The organism is Rhizohabitans arisaemae (genome assembly GCF_025996515.1).
GTDB lineage: Bacteria > Actinomycetota > Actinomycetes > Streptosporangiales > Streptosporangiaceae > Rhizohabitans > Rhizohabitans arisaemae.
The window spans coordinates 862,959-878,801 of the sequence record NZ_BLRH01000060.1; the positions used below are offsets into that span (position 1 = coordinate 862,959).

Genomic DNA, 15,843 nt, shown 5'->3' on the forward strand with positions numbered 1-15,843 from the left:
GCAGCCAAAAGGCGGTAAACAAGCAGGCGGCGAGGCCGGTCCCTTTCCGGGGACCAGCCTCGCTCCTTATTCAGCCTGTTTGGCCAGGAAAACCCCCGGAAGGGTTACTTGATCTCGATGGAGGTGGGGTCGAGCTCACCGAACGGCGTGACCTTGACGTTCTTCACGTGGGTCGAGTAACCCGCCTGGAGACCGTAGTACCAGAGCGGAATCGCCGGAAGGTCCTCGGCCAGCAGCGCCTCGGCCTCCTGGTAGAGCGTGGTGGCCGCGGTCGGGTCGGTGGTCTGGTCGGCCTGGTCGAGCTTGGCGTCGAACTCCTTGTTGCTGTACTCACCGTCGTTGGAGGAGGCGCCGGTCTCGTAGAGCGGGGTCAGGAAGTTCTCCAGGTGCGGGTAGTCCATCTGCCAGCCGGTGCGGAACATACCCTTGATCTTGCGGCTGGTGACGGCGTCACGGAGCTCGTCGAAGGTCGGCATGGGCCGGGCGACACACCACTTGACTTCGAGCGCCTGGTTGATGCTGTTGCAGGCGGCCTCGGTCCACTCCTTGTGCGCCGAGTCGCCGTTGTACCAGAGCGGGTACTCCGCCGGCGGGTTGTAGCCGGCCGCCTTGGACTTGGCCAGGTGCTCCTTGGCCTTGGCCGGGTCGAAGGTGCAGAAGCCGGCGCAGGCGCCCGCCTTGTATCCGTTCACCAGCGGGATGGACCAGCCGTCGACCGGCACGCGGCCCTTGTTGAAGATCTTGTCGGTGATCGTCACCCGGTCGATCGACAGCGAGATCGCCTTGCGGAAGTCCGCGTTACCGCCGAACTCCTTGTTGTACAGCGGGAACGTGAGCGTCTGGATGACGCCCTGCTCGCCCGAGATCGCGCGGTCGCCGAGGTCGGTCTTCCACTTGTCGCCCGTAAGCGCGGACGGCGGGACGACCTCCAGGAAGTCCAGGTTGTTGGAGATCAGGTCGGCGTAGGCCGCGTTGTCGTCCTGGTACATCTTGTAGACGATCTTCTTGACCTTGCTCTTGCGCTCACCGGGGTAGTCGGCGTTCGTGGCGACCGTGATCTGGACGTTGTTCTGCCAGCTCTCGAACTTGAACGGGCCGTTCCCGACCGGCTTCTTGCCGAACTCGGCCGGGGTGCTGCTGAAGAACGCGTCGGGCAGCGGCGAGAAGGTGGTGTATCCGACCTTGAACGGCCAGATCGCCTGCGGCGCCTTGAGCTCGACGGTGAAGGTGTAGTCGTCGACGACCTTCAGACCCTCCAGCTTGTCGGTCGCGGGCGTCGGAGCCTTCTTCGGGCCCTCCTCGCCGTCGGGGTCGGTCGTGCTCACCTTGTCGTAGCCCTTGACGTCGGCGAACCAGTAGGAACCGAGCTGGGCGTTGGGGGAGTACGCGGTGAAGTTCCAGGCGTCGACGAAGTTCTTCGCCTTCACCTCGGTGCCGTCGTGGAACTTCCAGCCCTGCTTGATCTTGATGGTGAAGGTCTTGTTGTCCGTCGTCTGAATGGACTCGGCCATCGCGTCTTCGGGCTGCGCGGTGTCGGGGTTGTACTCCCGCAGACCGGTGAACAGCGCGTCGGCGACCTTGCCACCACAGGTCTCGTTGATGTTTCCGGGCACAATCGGGTTCTGCGGCTCACAGCCGCGAATGAAGACCGTGCCGTCCGCACGCGCGCCGGTACCGGCCGCTGGGCCTTCTGTTTTGGTCGCCCCGACATCGCCCCCACCACAGGCGGCGGCGACCATTGACAGAAGCGCCGCGCCGGCGACAAGTTGTACGCCTTTACGTACACGCATCCGGGTTTTTCCTCCCTCTCAGGTGAGCGTTGGCGTTCTGCCGTACATCGCCCGATACCTGAACCGCCGAGACCTCCGATCGGCCGGTCTCGAAAGTTCGCATAAGCGGTCGAACCAGCTGACGCCTGCCAGTCGACCGCGACTATCCCCCACTACGTCTCACACCAACGTCTCCGGCGCATTGCAGTTCGGTCACACACCTGCGGGCCCGACGTCATAGGCATGACGGCCATTCCCCCGATTTGTCTTATCAAGGCATAAACAACCAGATAAGCCGTATGTCCAATATTGCAGACTGTGCAACACTTGCTACCCCCTGAGTATTATGTGTGCGGGCGGTGACCTGCTGTGATGACGATCCAGCCCACTAAAGATCCACTTTCGCGCGTCGACACGCCTGGAAATGGGATACCGTTGACCTGAGGACTCCACGGAGGTCGCCGTCGCGCGCCCCACCTGGAGTTCCAGCCGACGACCACCACCTTCCGCGGCATCTCATGCGCCGACATCCAATAGAGTCCATGCCATGAGCCAGTCGGATACCGCGGTGGCGGGCGGCTCCACTCCGCTACCGGAGGGGTCGCTGGCCCAACTCGCCGAGCACCACGGACTGAAACGCGCGATCGCGCGACCTGCCATCGGTCCCTACCTGCATCAACTGTGGGAGCGCCGGCACTTCATTCGGACCTACGCCACGTCGCGAAACATCTCCAAGTACAGCGACTCGATGCTCGGCCAGTTGTGGCAGGTACTCACCCCCCTCCTCAACGCCGCGATCTACTTTGTGATGTTCGGCATCATCCTCGGCACCCAGGGTGACGTGGACAACTTCGCAGCCTTTCTGATCACCGGGATGTTCGTCTTCACCTACACCCAGCGATCCGTCATGGGTGGCTCACGGGCGATCGCGAGCAACCTGTCATTGATCAGGGCGCTGCACTTCCCGCGGGCCGCGCTGCCGCTCGCGTACACGCTGCAGGAGTTCCAGCAGCTGATCGTCTCGATGGCGGTGCTCATGGTGATCATCCCGATCACCGGGGAAACGCCCACGTTCTACTGGCTGCTCGTTCCGGTGGCGCTGGCCCTGCAGACCCTCTTCAACATGGGCGCGGGGCTCGCCATGGCGAGGGTCGGCGCGACGCTGCGCGACGTCAGCCAGCTGCTCCCGTTCATCATGCGTACCTGGCTGTACGCCTCGGGGGTCTTCTTCAGCATCCCGTCCCGGCTCAAACAGGCCCACGCGCCGGAGTGGGTCTCCTGGATCCTGGAGTTCAACCCGGCGACGGTCTTCATCGACTTAATGAGAGGTCTGCTGATCACCAGCTACCGGGTGCCAAAACCCGGATATGGTCCGCCACCGGACATGACACGCATTTGGTTGTTCGCGCTTTTCTGGGCAGTCTTCGCGCTTGTTGTAGGTTTCTGGTACTTCTGGCGGGCCGAAGAGAGGTACGGCCGTGGCTGAGCTGACCAAGGTGGCCCCCATGACCGAAACTCCGCAGGACGCGAACGCGGCCAACCGTGCGCCCACCGTGATCGTCGACGATCTCCACATCGTCTACCGCGTCTACGGTGCGGCGACCGAGCGGGAGAAGGGCAACGCGGCGAGCGCGTTCATGCGCATCCTCAAGCGTCAGGGCCGGCCCCAGATGCGCGAGGTCCACGCCATCAAGGGCATCTCGTTCGTGGCCTACCACGGTGACGCCATCGGCATCGTGGGACGCAACGGATCCGGCAAGTCGACCCTGCTCCGGGCGATCGCCGGCCTCCTCCCCCCGCACGAGGGAGCGGTCTACACCGACGGTCAGCCCTCGCTGCTCGGGGTCAACGCGGCGTTGATGAGCGACCTGACCGGCCAGCGCAACGTGATTCTCGGCTGCTACGCGATGGGCATGACACCCGCCCAGGTCAAGAGCAAGTACGACGAGATCGTGAAGTTCTCCGGCGTCGGGGACTTCATCGAGCTGCCCATGCGGACCTATTCCTCGGGTATGGGCGCCCGCCTGCGCTTCGCCATCGCCTCGGCCAAAAGTCACGACGTTCTGCTGATCGACGAAGCTTTGGCCACCGGTGACCGGCAATTCAAGAAGAAGAGCCAGGAACGCATCAAGCAAATGCGCAAGGAAGCCGGTACGGTCTTTCTGGTCGCCCACAACCTGGACGTCATCGAGGAGACCTGCAACCGGGTGATCTGGCTGGACAGCGGCAAGATCTTGATGGACGGCGACCCCAAGGCCGTGCTCGAGGCCTACAACAAGGCTTGATGTCTTTCTTCTCGGATTTCTCGGACAAACGGAGGTTCCATGCGTCCCCCGATCCCCTATGAATATCTGCCTCCGGTTCCCTCGCTCACCGTTGAAAGCGACGACATCGCCGACGGGGAGCGACTCGGGTCACGGCATCTTTTCAACGGGTGGGGCATGCCGGGCGAGAACCTGTCCCCGCATCTACGCTGGTCTGGGTTCCCCGCGGAGACCAAGAGCTTCGCGGTGACCTGCTTCGACCCCGACGCCCCCACGGGCAGCGGATTCTGGCACTGGCTGCTGTTCGACCTGCCCGCCGACGTCACCGAGCTCCCCACCGGCGCGGGGGGCGGGGTCGGCCTGCCCGCGGGCGCGGCCCACGCCCGGAACGACTTCGGCACCATGGAGTACGGCGGTGCCGCACCCCCGCCGGGGCCGCCGCACCGCTACGTGTTCGCCGTACACGCGCTCGGATGCGACAAACTCGGTCTGGACTCGGACACCTCTGCGGCCGTGGTGGGCTTCACCATCACAGCCAACACCCTCGCCCGGGGCTACCTCGTCCCGGTCTGGGGGCACTGAGCCGTCACCGGAAGGGGCTCGGACCGCGAAATCCCACGTCGGGGTGCCGGTCCGGGCCTCTTCTTCGTTGATCGGCCCCGAGGGATCCAAACCCTTCCGTTATCGTCGCGTAACAGATCTAGACAATCTCGGCACGCTACGTAACCTCAAGGTGTGATCTCTTCTCTAGACAACTTCCTGCAAAAATCATCGAGGTGCAACAAACCCACAACATTTAACTTCACAATGCGTCTTAACATATTTTCATGGAATCTGTCATGACCAGTTCCATGAACCGGCGAAGGTTCCTCCGAGCGGCGGGACTCGCCGGCGGTGGCCTCGCCCTTGGTTCCTGCGGCGCCGTCGGCCTGGCCGACTCGGGCCCGCAGCTCGTCTTCACCGAACCGCGGACCAAGCTCTCCGGCTCCCTCACCATCCTCATGTGGTCCCACCTGATCAACCGGCACAACGAGTGGTTCGCGAGGTTCGCTCAGGACTGGGGTCGGCGGGTCGGCGTCACCGTCCGGGTGGAGCAGGTCTCCGCGGACGAGCTGCCGGGAAGGATCGCCGCTCAGCTGCAGGCCGGCCGGGGCCACGACCTCATCCAGGGCATCGGCCCGCTCTCCCAGTACGAACCCGTCGTGCACGACCTCAAGGACGTCGTCCAGGAGGCGAACCGGCGATGGGGAGCCCAGCGGGAGCTGTGCCGCAAGTCCGGCTTCAACCCGCGCAGCGGAAGACACTACGCGTTCTGTCCCGGCTGGTCACCCGATCCGGGAAACCACCGCTCCTCCCATTGGTCCGCAGTCGGCCTGACCGGAGGTCCGACCACCTGGGACGAGCTCCTCGAAGGCGGGGCCAGGATCAAGCAGAGCGCGGGCGTCCGCCTCGGACTGGGCCTCGCGCCCGAGATCGACTCCGGCATGGCGGCCCGGGCGCTGCTCTGGTCGTACGGCGCCGCCGAGCAGGACGAGGAGGAACGGGTGACCCTCTACGGCGACGCGGCCGTGGACGCGGTCGAGTTCATGGCCACCCTGTATCGCCGGACCATGACCGACGAGGTCTTCACCTGGAACGCGACCTCCAACAACCGCGGTCTGACCGGCGGGGACCTCTCCTACATCATGAACTCGATCACCGCCTGGCGTACCGCGCAGAGCGTCAATCCCGAGGTGGCGAAGGACGTCTTCTTCCTCCCCGCTCTGCGTGGACCGCAAAAGGCGTTCGCCGCACCGCACCTGGTCTACAGCTGGATCGTTCCCAAGTACTCTCAGGCCGTGGACACGGCCAAGGAGTTCCTGCTGCACCACACCGCCAACTCCCCGGCGGCCGTCTACAACTCCGAGCTCTGCGACCTGCCCGCCTGGCCGTCGCTGGTTCCCCGGCTCGCGGAATGGCTGGACCGGGATCCGTTCGGCGCCAAACCGGCGGGCAAACTCGCCCTGCTGAAGAGCGCCTCCGACTGGACCGTCAACCTCGGCCATCCCGGGCCCGCGAACCCGGCGATCGGCGAGGTCTTCAGCCTTCACCTGCTCCCGAAGATGATGGCCCGGGTGGCCCGGGGCCAGGAGACAGCCAAGGTGGCCGTCCTGGACACCGACCGGCAGATGAGAAAGATCTTTGAGAGCTGGCGCAGCCGGGGCCTGGTCGGCGGTTGACACGCCCGGCGACCGGCTGTTATCGCAAACCGCACCCGAGAAGGCCCGGCATACCCTATGCTTCGAACATAAGTTCGATGGAGATGCTCTTCCAGAGGTGTGCGATGCTCGAGCTATCCGACGCGATCGATCGCCTGGCTGCCGAGGACCCGTCCATACTTCCCCACCATGTCCTCATCGAACAGCTTATCGAGCTGCACTGGCAGATGGCGCGACTTCAAGCTCAGATCGCCAGAAGGACCTGTGTACGGCAGCCCTGACGACAGGTGGTCGGTGCCCTGGCAAGGCACCGACCACCGGAACATCGGGCGTACCGCCGTACCGGCTACTCGCCGGCCGTCACGGCGCCCTCCGCCGGACCCGAAACCTGGTCGGCGGCGGACACGCCCGCATCCTGAGCCGGGGCGAGCGACTCAGCGGAAGGAGGTACGACCTTCGGTTCGGTCACCGTCAGCGGTGCCTTGGGCAGCTCCGGCTGCGGCACGACCGGCGGGACCTGGACGATCTTGCTGTCGGCCGGGGCGGTGGGCCGGGGCCCGCCCTCGACCATCGGGACGGCGGTACGGGCGAGGCCGCCGAGAACGCCGGTGAGGTCACCGGCGGGCAGGCCGCCCGTCACCGTGGCGAGACTGGCCACATTGCCCGTCGGCAACGACCCCGTGACCGCACCGGCGGCTCCGGTCACGCCGCCAAGCTGACCGGTGAGACCGCCGAGCTTGCCGGTCAGGTCACCCGTGGGCAGGTTGTCCGCTGTGATCCCGTCCAGCAGGCCGTTGAGAAGTTTCCTGATCTCCCTGATCAGCGCGTCGAGCGAACCGTCGTCCCCGCCGGCCACCCGCAACCCCGAAACAGGCAGGCCACCCGTGAGACCACCCAGGCCCCCCGTGACCCCGCCGAGCTGGCCGGTCAGGTCACCCGTGGGCAGGTTGTCCGCTGTGATCCCGTCCAGGAGACCGTTGAGAAGTTTCCTGATCTCCCTGATCAGCGCGTCGAGCGAACCGTCGTCCCCGCCGGCCACCCGCAACCCCGAAACAGGCAGGCCACCCGTGACACCACCCAGACCACCTGTGACACCGCCCAGGCCGCCGGTGACCCCGCCGAGACCACCGGTCAGGTCGCCGCCCGGAACCGATCCCGGTACCCCACCGAGAGTGCCGGTGACGCCGGAGAGCGGTGATCCGGCGCCCCCGAGGAGCTGACTGACCGGATCGCCGGCACCCCCACCCAGCAGACCGCCGAGCAGGCTGCGGATCGGGTCGTCGCCGTTGTTCGTCGCGAGTGCCTGGCTCACCGTGGCGATACGGGCGTCGGCATGGGACGCCGGGGCGGTCGCGGCCCCGGCCGGTACGGCGATGGCAACCGAGGCGCTGAAGGTCGCCACGGCAATCGCCGATTGAACAACTCGATTCATGATTGCCTTCCTGGTCCGCTCGGCCGCTGTTCGCCTTTTGGCAAAGTCGGCGTGAATCGCGGATCTAAGAGCCCCGTGTGCCGGCGAGCACCGCTCAGGAAATCCAATACGGCGCGCCGCCGAACTCAGCTACGTCAACGTTTGTATCACCATCGACGGCCCGATCAAGGGAGGGAAGGCATTCCCTGAAGGACATGTGAATCCCTTTACCATCCGGGAATTCAGCCAGTCCTGCATAACCCACATAGGGTGCATTACCTACGAAACCCCGGGAGATCACGACCCAGCTGATTGCTGGGGTTCGTCCTGGTCTTACACAGATAGGCCTGCGTAGTCACCACAACGATCTCTCCCGGCGGCTCCGAGGATCCAGCGATTCCCGCAGGGTCGGGAATCGAGATTTTTGGCTCCGAAGGCGCTCGCTTTACCGGGTGCACACAGCCGTGGCCAAGCGAACGCCTCAGGCAAGAACGCGAATGTCAGGAACTCTCGTGCGGAAATCGATCCGCGAACGCCGGACGCAGGTCGGAGAGCCATGTGGCCGCAGGGTCGTACTCCGCGAAGAATGGCCTGCCGACCAATGCGGGATCACGGGCCTGGATGAAGTGGAGAACGAAGACCTTCCGGCCCGCGATCTCCGCGACGCCGTCCACGCAGACCTTGCCCGGAGTGGCCGACATGGACGGTCCGCGCACGGTGCGGCAGAGCCCGGAAACGGAGGCGAGCGCCTCCCGGTAGATCTCGTACGCCCGGGCGAGCGGAACCGCGAAGTAGTCCTGTGGTCCGGTGTCCCGTTCGACGAACATGTAGTACGGCACCATGCCCATCGCATGCTGCCGCCGCCACATCGTCGCCCAGGTCTGGGCGTCGTCGTTGATGGAGCGGATCAGCGGGGCCTGGGTGCGGATGACCGCGCCCGAGTCGAGGATGCGCCGGACCGCCGTCTCCACCAGGTCCGGCTCCATCTCCCGAGGGTGGGTGAAGTGCGCCTGGAAGGCGAGGTTCTTGCCGGCCGCCACGACCCGCTCGAAGAGCCGCAACGTGTCGTCCGCGTCGGAGTCCGTGACGAAACGCTGCGGCCAGTAGGACAGCGACTTGGTCCCGATCCGGATCGACTCCAGCTGCTCGACTTCGATCAACGGCTCGACGTACCGGGCGAGCACCGACTCCGTCATGATCATCGCGTCTCCCCCGGTGATGAGGACGCTGGTGATCTCCGGGTGCGCGCGCAGGTACGCGACGAAGCGCTCGACGTCGTCCGAGGCCATCTTCAGATCGGGCTCGCCGACGAACTGGGCCCACCGGAAACAGTAGGTGCAGTACGCGTGGCAGGTCTGTCCCTGCTTGGGGAAGAAGAGGGCGGTCTCCGGGTACTTGTGCTGTACCCCGGGCAGCGGCTCGTCGGCGAGCTTTGGGACGTTGAGCTGAAGCTGCCCCGCCGGGTGCGGGTTGAGCTTGGCGCGCACCCGGTGGGCGGCCGATTCGACCTCGGCCCGCGACGCCTGGTTCCGGAGCAGGCCGGCGATGTGGGCGACGTCGTCGGCGGGGAGCATGTCCTGCTGGGGGAAGACCAGCCGGTAGATCGGATCGTCGGGAACGGCCGTCCAGTCGATGAGCCGCTCGATCACATAGGCGTTGGTACGGAAGGGTAACACCGTCGCCACCGCGCGTAACGCCAGCCGGGCCTCAAGGTCGAAGCCCGCGCGAACCAGGAGTTCGTCGAGATGCTTCGAGGTGTAGGCACGGAATCGGGGGGTAGTCGGGGTTTCCCGCTGCGCGGCGTCGAAGAGCAAGGTCACCAGCGTCTCCTCAGTGGCCTGAAGGGGTTACGGCCAGCCACAGCCACAATTAGTGATGATCCTGTTATGTATTGGTCGTAAACCGAGTGAGGCTTTAGCGCGTCCTATTCCTTTCTACACTACGAAGCACAGTGAGCATGAGTGGTTTCGCATGCTTTGTCCGAATCTTCCTGACTAGGGTCATCATGGATCGCGACATACCTTGGCCGTAGGGCGTACGACGCGTCCCGCACGACCGGGCTCCGGCGATCGGCACACCGGTGACGGCAGGTCAAGCACCCGCACTACTGTTGAACCGGACGTTCAGGGGGATACGGGATGGATGGCAGGTCACCGGGGGTGGTCCCGTACGCGGTGCCGACACTGGCCGTGCTCGCCGCCATCGCCTACAGCTCCTGGGTGGCCGAGGAGGCGCTGAACGCCCGGCTGAATTCGGCGCGCTCCTATGTGAGCGAACTCTTCGCGAACGACCAACCGTACTCCTCCTTCTTCGCCACGGCCGACCTGCTCGCCGGCACCCTCGCCGCCGTCGTGGCCGTCATGGCGCTCCGCCGGCTCCGCCGCAGGCCCGCCGCCACCGCGGGGTGGGCCGGACTCACGCTGTTCGGGACGATGACCGCGGTCGACGCCACGTTCGCCTCGATGGACTGCGCCGTGAGCCTGAGCACCCACTGCGCGCTGCTCGAACGGGCCGGCCGGCTGTCGCTCGGCCACCAGGCCCACGCGGTGACGAGCAGCCTGGCGACCGCCGGGGGGCTCGTCTGCATGTTCGCCCTCACCCTGGCCGCCATCAGGTACGGGTGGTGGCCGGTCGTCCGGCGTTTCGGGCCCGCCCTGTGCCTGATCCAGGCGGCGGTGTCGGCGATCGTCTTCGTATTGATCTTCACCGGTGGCTGGATCGGCGCCTTCCAGCGGGTTCAGGTGGGAATCTTCGCTTTCTGGCTGCTTCTCATCGCGATCGCGCTGCGCGCCGACCGGCGTAAGCCGTACCCTCAGGAACTTGTCGGAGATGTGACGCTCGACGTACGACGGGAGGGCGCGGGCACGCCTCCGGTGATTCTGACCAGCGGGGTCGCCGGTGTCTGCGCGGATTGGCGGGGGGTCGCCGATCTCCTGACCGCCGAACACAAGGTGATCATGTTCGATCGCCCGGGAATCGGCGGAAGCGATCTGCCGGCCGAGCCGCCGAGCCTGCGGTCCGAGACCGAGCGGCTCGCGGCGCTGGCCCGTACGGCAGGCGCGCCGGTGATCGTCGTGGCCCACTCCATGGGAGCCTTCCCAGCCGAAGCGTTTACCCGGATATTTCCGGATCTAGTGAGAGGTCTTGTTCTGGTCGACCCCAGCTGCGAATCCACACCGCCCCCGGTGCACCCGCTGGTCGCGGGGTTCACCCGCGCACTCACCGGGGCGCTCGCCGTGACCGGGCTGCCGCAGCTCCTGGCGCCGCCGGTGCGGCGCCTGATCACGACGACCCCGATCGCGGAGGTCGAACGCGCGTACGGCTCACGTGCGGCCGTCAACTCCATTGGCCGAGAATTCGCTGCATACGCGCAGATGGCACAAGACCTGCATGAACTCCGGAAAAATCATGAGATGCCGTCGGTCGAGCTGACCGTGATCACAGCGGGCTCAAAGATCTCGTGGCGACGCTGCCACGCCGAACTGGCCAAGCTGGTCCCGGCGGGCCGGCAGCGGATCGTGGCCGAGGCCGGTCACATGGTCCACGTCGAGCGCCCCGACCTCGTCGCCGCCGCGGTGAGGGAGATGGCCGGATCATGAGAAAGGCGGCGGCGATCCTGGCTCTGCTCGCGTCGGCCACCGGGTGCGCGGACCCGTCGCGGCTCGCCTCGGAGGTTTCCTTCCGCACCGCCGTCACCGACGGCGTCGTCGAGGAGCTGCGGGCGCTCGGGCACACGCCGGACGGTCTCACCTGCCGGCTCGACGCCGCGAGCACCGAGGCGACCGTCCACGTCACGTGCGCGGACCGGCGCGGCCGGGTCGAAGTCCGGGGAACGGCCACCCGGGCGGACACCCGCGACCCCCGCCAGGAGTTCGTCGTCCGCCTCGACGGGAAGACCGTCATCAGCAAGAACTGTCTGGGCCACGGCTGCCCGACCGTCATTCCCGCGTCCCCGTCGAGGTGAACCGTTGCCTGAGCCCACGTCACGACGGCTGCCCATCGCCGTGGACGCCATGGGTGGGGACCACGCCCCCGACGAGGTCGTGGCCGGCGCCGTCTCGGCCGTACGCGACCACGGTCTCTCCGTGGTGCTCGTCGGGACGCCGAATCGGATCCACCCGCTGCTGGCCCGGCACGACGCCACCGGGGAGATCCCGATCGTCCGCTCCGAGGAGGTGCTCGCGATGGACGAGGGCGCCCTGGCCAGCCTGCGCCGGCCCCGGTCGAGCATCGCGGTCGCCTGCCATCTGGTACGCCGGGGCGACGCCGGGGCGGTGGTCTCCGCCGGTTCCACCGGCGGGGTGGTGGCGACCGGGCGGCTGCGCCTGCGCGGCCTGCACGGGGTGCTCAGACCGGCGATCGCCGTCGTGCTCCCGACCCGGCCTGGGCGTACCGTCCTGCTGGACGCCGGGGCGAACGCGGACGCCAAACCGGAGATGCTCGTGCAGTTCGCCCATCTCGGGGTGGCCTACGCCCAGGCCGCGTTCGCGGTGGAACGGCCCCGGGTGGGGCTGCTCACCATCGGGGAGGAGGCGGTGAAGGGGAACAAGCTGGTACGGCGGGCGCACGAGCTGCTGGCCGCCGCCCCGATCGACTTCACCGGCAACGTGGAGGGCGACGACGTGCTCTCCGGCAAGGTCGACGTGATCGTGACCGACGGCTTCACCGGCAACGTGGTCCTGAAGACGATCGAGGGCGCCGTCCGCTACGCCCTCGCCGAGCTCCGGGAGTCGATCGACGAGAGCGCCCTGGCCCGGTTCGGCGCGGCGCTGCAGCGCAGACGGCTGAGGGAGCTCTATCAGCGGATGGACCCGGAGACGCACGGCGGCGCCGTACTGCTCGGGCTGAACGGCACCGTGGTGATCGCGCACGGCCGCTCCCGGGCCAAGGGGATCGCCTCCGCCTGCCTGCTCGCCCAGGCCCTCGTCGACGAGCGGATCCTGGAGCGGATCACGGCCACCCCTCGGGCTCATCACCGCCTCTGGTAGCGCGGCGTCGCGCGCTCATCACGTAAATGATCGGTTACTGCATGATCACCATAGGATGTGCCGGTACGCTTGGCTTATGTTCGATCCGCAGCTTGTGCTCGCCGAGCGTGTCCAGCAGGCGCTGGGCTCCGCGTTCGGATCCGAGTACGCCGACGCAGACCCGCTGATCCGGCCGTCGCAGTTCGCCGACTACCAGTCGAACGTGGCGCTGAGCCTGGCCAAGCGGGTGCGACGAAGCCCGCGGGACGTGGCGCAGGCGCTGGTGGACGCGATCAAGGCCGAGGACGTCTGCGCGAGCATCGAGATCAGCGGACCGGGGTTCGTCAATCTCACGCTGCGCGACGACTGGATCGCCGCGCACGCGCTGCGGCAGCTGACCGACCCCGAGCTGGGGATCGAGCCGAACACCCCGGCCGAGACCGTGGTCGTCGACTACTCCGCGCCCAACGCGGCCAAGGAGATGCACGTCGGCCACCTGCGCACCACGATCGTCGGCGACTGCCTGGCCCGGGTGCACGAACGCCTGGGCGACCGGGTGATCAGGCAGAACCACATCGGGGACTGGGGCACCCAGTTCGGCATGCTCATCGAGCACCTCCTCGACCTCGGCGAGAAGAGCACGCTCGCCCGCCTGGCCGCGGGTGAGGGCAACGCCTTCTACCAGGAGGCCCGGGCCAAGTTCGACGCCGACCCGGTCTTCGCCGAGCGCTCCCGCCGCCGGGTTCCGCTGCTCCAGGGCGGGGATCCGGAGAGCCTGCGGCTCTGGCAGAAGTTCATCGACGAGACCGTCAAGTACTTCAACCGGGTCTACGGGCAGCTCGGCGTCACCCTCACCGACGCCGACCTCGCCGGCGAGAGCATGTACAACGCGATGCTGGACGAGACCTGCGCCGAGCTGGAACGCCTCGGGGTGGCGACGATGAGCGAGGGCGCCCTCTGCGTCTTCCCGCCGGGCTTCACCGGCCGGGACGACCAGCCGCTGCCCCTGATCATCCGCAAGAGCGACGGCGGGTACGGCTACGCGACGACGGACATGACGGCCGTGCGTTACCGGGTCCGCGACCTCAAGGCCGACCGAATGCTCTACGTGGTCGGGGCCGACCAGGCACTCCACTTCCAGATGATTTTCGCTGCGGCGAGGCAGGCCGGTTGGCTCACCGACGCGGCCTCCGCCGAACACATCAAGATCGGCATGGTGCTCGGCGCGGACGGGCGCAAGTTCCGCACCCGCTCCGGTGAGAGCGTGCAGCTGAGCGCGCTGCTGGACGAGGCGGTCGAACGCGCCTCGGCGGTCATCGCCGATCGGGACTTCGGCGAAGCCGACCGGGAGAAGATCGCGCGGACCGTCGGCATGGGCGCCGTCAAGTACGCCGACCTCTCGGTCAGCCACGACAGCGAGTACGTCTTCGACTTCGACCGGATGCTCGCGCTCACCGGCGACACCGGCCCGTACCTGCAGTACGCCACAACCCGGATCAGGTCCATCTTCCGCAAGGGCGGGCTCGACCCCGAGCAGGCGCGCGGGACCATTGAGATCGGCGACCCGACCGAGCGGGCGCTCGCGCTCCAGCTGCTCGGCTTCGGCGCGACCGTACGGCAGGTGGGCGAGACCTCCGAACCGCACCGGCTCTGCGCCTACCTGTACGAGACGGCCAGCGCGTACACCGCCTTCTACGAGAAATGTCAGGTCCTGAACACACCGGAGCCGGTGCTCTCCTCCCGCCTGGCGCTCACGGCGCTCACGCTCGGCGTCCTGGAGACCGGCCTCGGGCTGCTCGGGGTACCGATCCCGGAACGCATGTAGAACCACCGTTCACTCCCACACCGACACGTGTGGGAGTGAACGCGCGTCATTTCGGAAGTGGAGCGGTTAAGCCTGGATAGGCTAAGCGCAGCCTTTGGAAGGAGCGGCCCGATCCGCGCATGAAACTGACCACTTCAGACGACATCGCGGAGTTACGCCTCCGCGTCTCGGCCGTACTCGCCTCGCTCATCGCGAATCCGAGCAGTGCCCAGCCCGTCGATCTGCCGGACATCCCGGGCCACTGGCTCGGGCCTGCGGTGGAGGCGGTCGTCTCGGTGGTCCGCGGTGAGGACCCGGCTGCGCCCCTGGCCGTAGCCGGTCGCCGGGACGAGCGCAGAACCGCTCTCTTCCTCTGCCTGGTGCTCGCGGCCTGCGGCAAAGGGGACCGGGTACACGCCTCCTGGCTCGGTACGGCCTTCGGCGGGCTCCCCGCCGACCCGGCGGTCACCCGTGAGCAGCGCGCCATCTGGATCAGCGCGGCCCAGGGCGCCTACGGTCCCGCCGGGCAGATCTTCGTGCTTCGCCGGCTCGGGGCGGTCTCCCCGTCCGACTCCGAGCCGTGGCTGGACGCCCTGATCCCGCCGGTGGAAACCGTCCCGCTGCCCCCGGCGCTGACCGACGTCCCCGCCCTCGCCGAACCGGGCACCGCCGCGAAACGCCTCGCCGCGCTGCGGAAGAGATGCGAAGAGATCACCGATGTGGGGGGCGAGCCTCCGGGCCGCCCCGGAGCCGACCCGCTGCAGGCGTTGATCGACGACGAACCCGAAATCTCGGTGGGGACGCTGCACACCCTGCTCGCCGACGACCTCAGGCCGGGCGCCGATCCCCGGCTCGCCGTGGTGGCGCTGCACGTCGCCGCGCCCGCGCTGCGCAGCGGGGCCGAGCGTCTCGCCCAGATCGCGGGTGCGCCGCCGCCTGAGGAGATCGCCGTCCGAGTCGACGGACACCGGATCGGTCTGCGTCAGGACGGCCCGGTCGCCGGCACCCTGGCGGAGGCGGAGCGCAGGATCCTCCTCGACGTACCCCGGTCCGCGGTGGTGGGGGCCCGCCGCCTCGACTGGATCTACATCACGCTCGGGCTGATCTGCGCCTTGATCGCGCTCCCGTTCCAGGAGTGGCTGCTCGTCGGCGGCGGGCTCGCGTTGGCCGCGGTGAGCTCGTTCTTCCTCTGGCACCACGGTGTCCGGCACCGGGAGGCGACCGAGCGGGCCGCTCGGCGAGTCCTGCGCCTGGGCAAGCGGGCGACCGAGGCCGCCGAGCACTTCCGTGCCCATCTCGTGGAGTCCGGACTCCATCGCGGGCAGGCCGAGGAAGACCTCGCGGCGATCAAGCTCCTCCTCAAGCGGGGGCCCCGAGCCGTCTGAACCCGTGATCGTTGTGGTGTGCGCGCCTTTCCGGGTGCGCACAGC

At 67.3% G+C, this 15,843-nt stretch carries 13 protein-coding genes; 10 read left to right on the plus strand and 3 right to left on the minus strand.

Annotation, left to right across the window (positions count from 1 at the left end; all coding sequences use genetic code 11):
- Positions 1-104: 104 nt before the first annotated feature.
- Positions 105-1,790, minus strand: a complete 1,686-nt coding sequence (locus RUR_RS32430; protein WP_283139035.1) for a peptide ABC transporter substrate-binding protein — start codon at positions 1,788-1,790, stop codon at positions 105-107.
- Positions 1,791-2,316: 526 nt separating this feature from the next.
- On the opposite strand from RUR_RS32430, the gene RUR_RS32435 reads away from it, so the two are divergent.
- The 5 genes from RUR_RS32435 (at position 2,317) to RUR_RS32455 (ending at position 6,512) form a co-directional block, all read left to right on the plus strand.
- Entirely contained in the window at positions 2,317-3,255 is a 939-nt protein-coding gene (locus RUR_RS32435) for an ABC transporter permease (protein WP_283139036.1), read from the plus strand.
- A gap of 19 nt (positions 3,256-3,274) precedes the next feature.
- The gene (locus tag RUR_RS32440) at positions 3,275-4,054 is read left to right on the plus strand and encodes an ABC transporter ATP-binding protein (protein WP_283139037.1); all 780 of its coding nucleotides are present in this window, start codon (positions 3,275-3,277) and stop codon (positions 4,052-4,054) included.
- A 39-nt stretch (positions 4,055-4,093) separates the two neighbouring features.
- Positions 4,094-4,615 carry a YbhB/YbcL family Raf kinase inhibitor-like protein gene (locus RUR_RS32445; protein WP_283139038.1) on the plus strand — a complete coding sequence of 174 codons (522 nt, stop codon included), beginning with the start codon at positions 4,094-4,096 and terminating at the stop codon, positions 4,613-4,615.
- 257 nt (positions 4,616-4,872) lie between these two features.
- A complete protein-coding gene (locus RUR_RS32450; RefSeq protein ID WP_283139039.1) occupies positions 4,873-6,252 on the plus strand; it encodes an ABC transporter substrate-binding protein in 1,380 nt (459 codons plus the stop codon).
- Positions 6,253-6,356: 104 nt separating this feature from the next.
- Positions 6,357-6,512, plus strand: coding sequence for a hypothetical protein (locus RUR_RS32455; protein ID WP_283139040.1), 156 nt, complete (start codon positions 6,357-6,359; stop codon positions 6,510-6,512).
- A 65-nt stretch (positions 6,513-6,577) separates the two neighbouring features.
- On the opposite strand, the gene RUR_RS32460 is transcribed toward RUR_RS32455, so the two are convergent.
- A complete protein-coding gene (locus RUR_RS32460; protein WP_283139041.1) occupies positions 6,578-7,663 on the minus strand; it encodes a hypothetical protein in 1,086 nt (361 codons plus the stop codon).
- 479 nt (positions 7,664-8,142) lie between these two features.
- A complete protein-coding gene (locus RUR_RS32465; protein ID WP_283139042.1) occupies positions 8,143-9,462 on the minus strand; it encodes a KamA family radical SAM protein in 1,320 nt (439 codons plus the stop codon).
- A 318-nt stretch (positions 9,463-9,780) separates the two neighbouring features.
- Between RUR_RS32465 and RUR_RS32470 the strand changes: the two genes are divergently transcribed.
- From RUR_RS32470 to RUR_RS32490, 5 genes are all read left to right on the plus strand, one after another.
- Positions 9,781-11,241 (plus strand): alpha/beta fold hydrolase, encoded by a 1,461-nt coding sequence (locus tag RUR_RS32470; protein WP_283139043.1) that lies wholly within the window; start codon positions 9,781-9,783, stop codon positions 11,239-11,241.
- A complete protein-coding gene (locus RUR_RS32475; protein WP_283139044.1) occupies positions 11,238-11,606 on the plus strand; it encodes a hypothetical protein in 369 nt (122 codons plus the stop codon). The genes RUR_RS32470 and RUR_RS32475 overlap by 4 nt, the downstream gene beginning before the upstream one ends.
- Before the next feature lie 4 nt (positions 11,607-11,610).
- Positions 11,611-12,630, plus strand: coding sequence for a phosphate acyltransferase PlsX (plsX, locus tag RUR_RS32480; protein WP_283139045.1), 1,020 nt, complete (start codon positions 11,611-11,613; stop codon positions 12,628-12,630).
- A 76-nt stretch (positions 12,631-12,706) separates the two neighbouring features.
- Entirely contained in the window at positions 12,707-14,434 is a 1,728-nt protein-coding gene (gene argS / locus RUR_RS32485) for an arginine--tRNA ligase (RefSeq protein ID WP_283139046.1), read from the plus strand.
- Positions 14,435-14,553: 119 nt separating this feature from the next.
- Positions 14,554-15,798 carry a hypothetical protein gene (locus RUR_RS32490; protein WP_283139047.1) on the plus strand — a complete coding sequence of 415 codons (1,245 nt, stop codon included), beginning with the start codon at positions 14,554-14,556 and terminating at the stop codon, positions 15,796-15,798.
- The last annotated feature ends 45 nt before the right edge of the window (positions 15,799-15,843 follow it).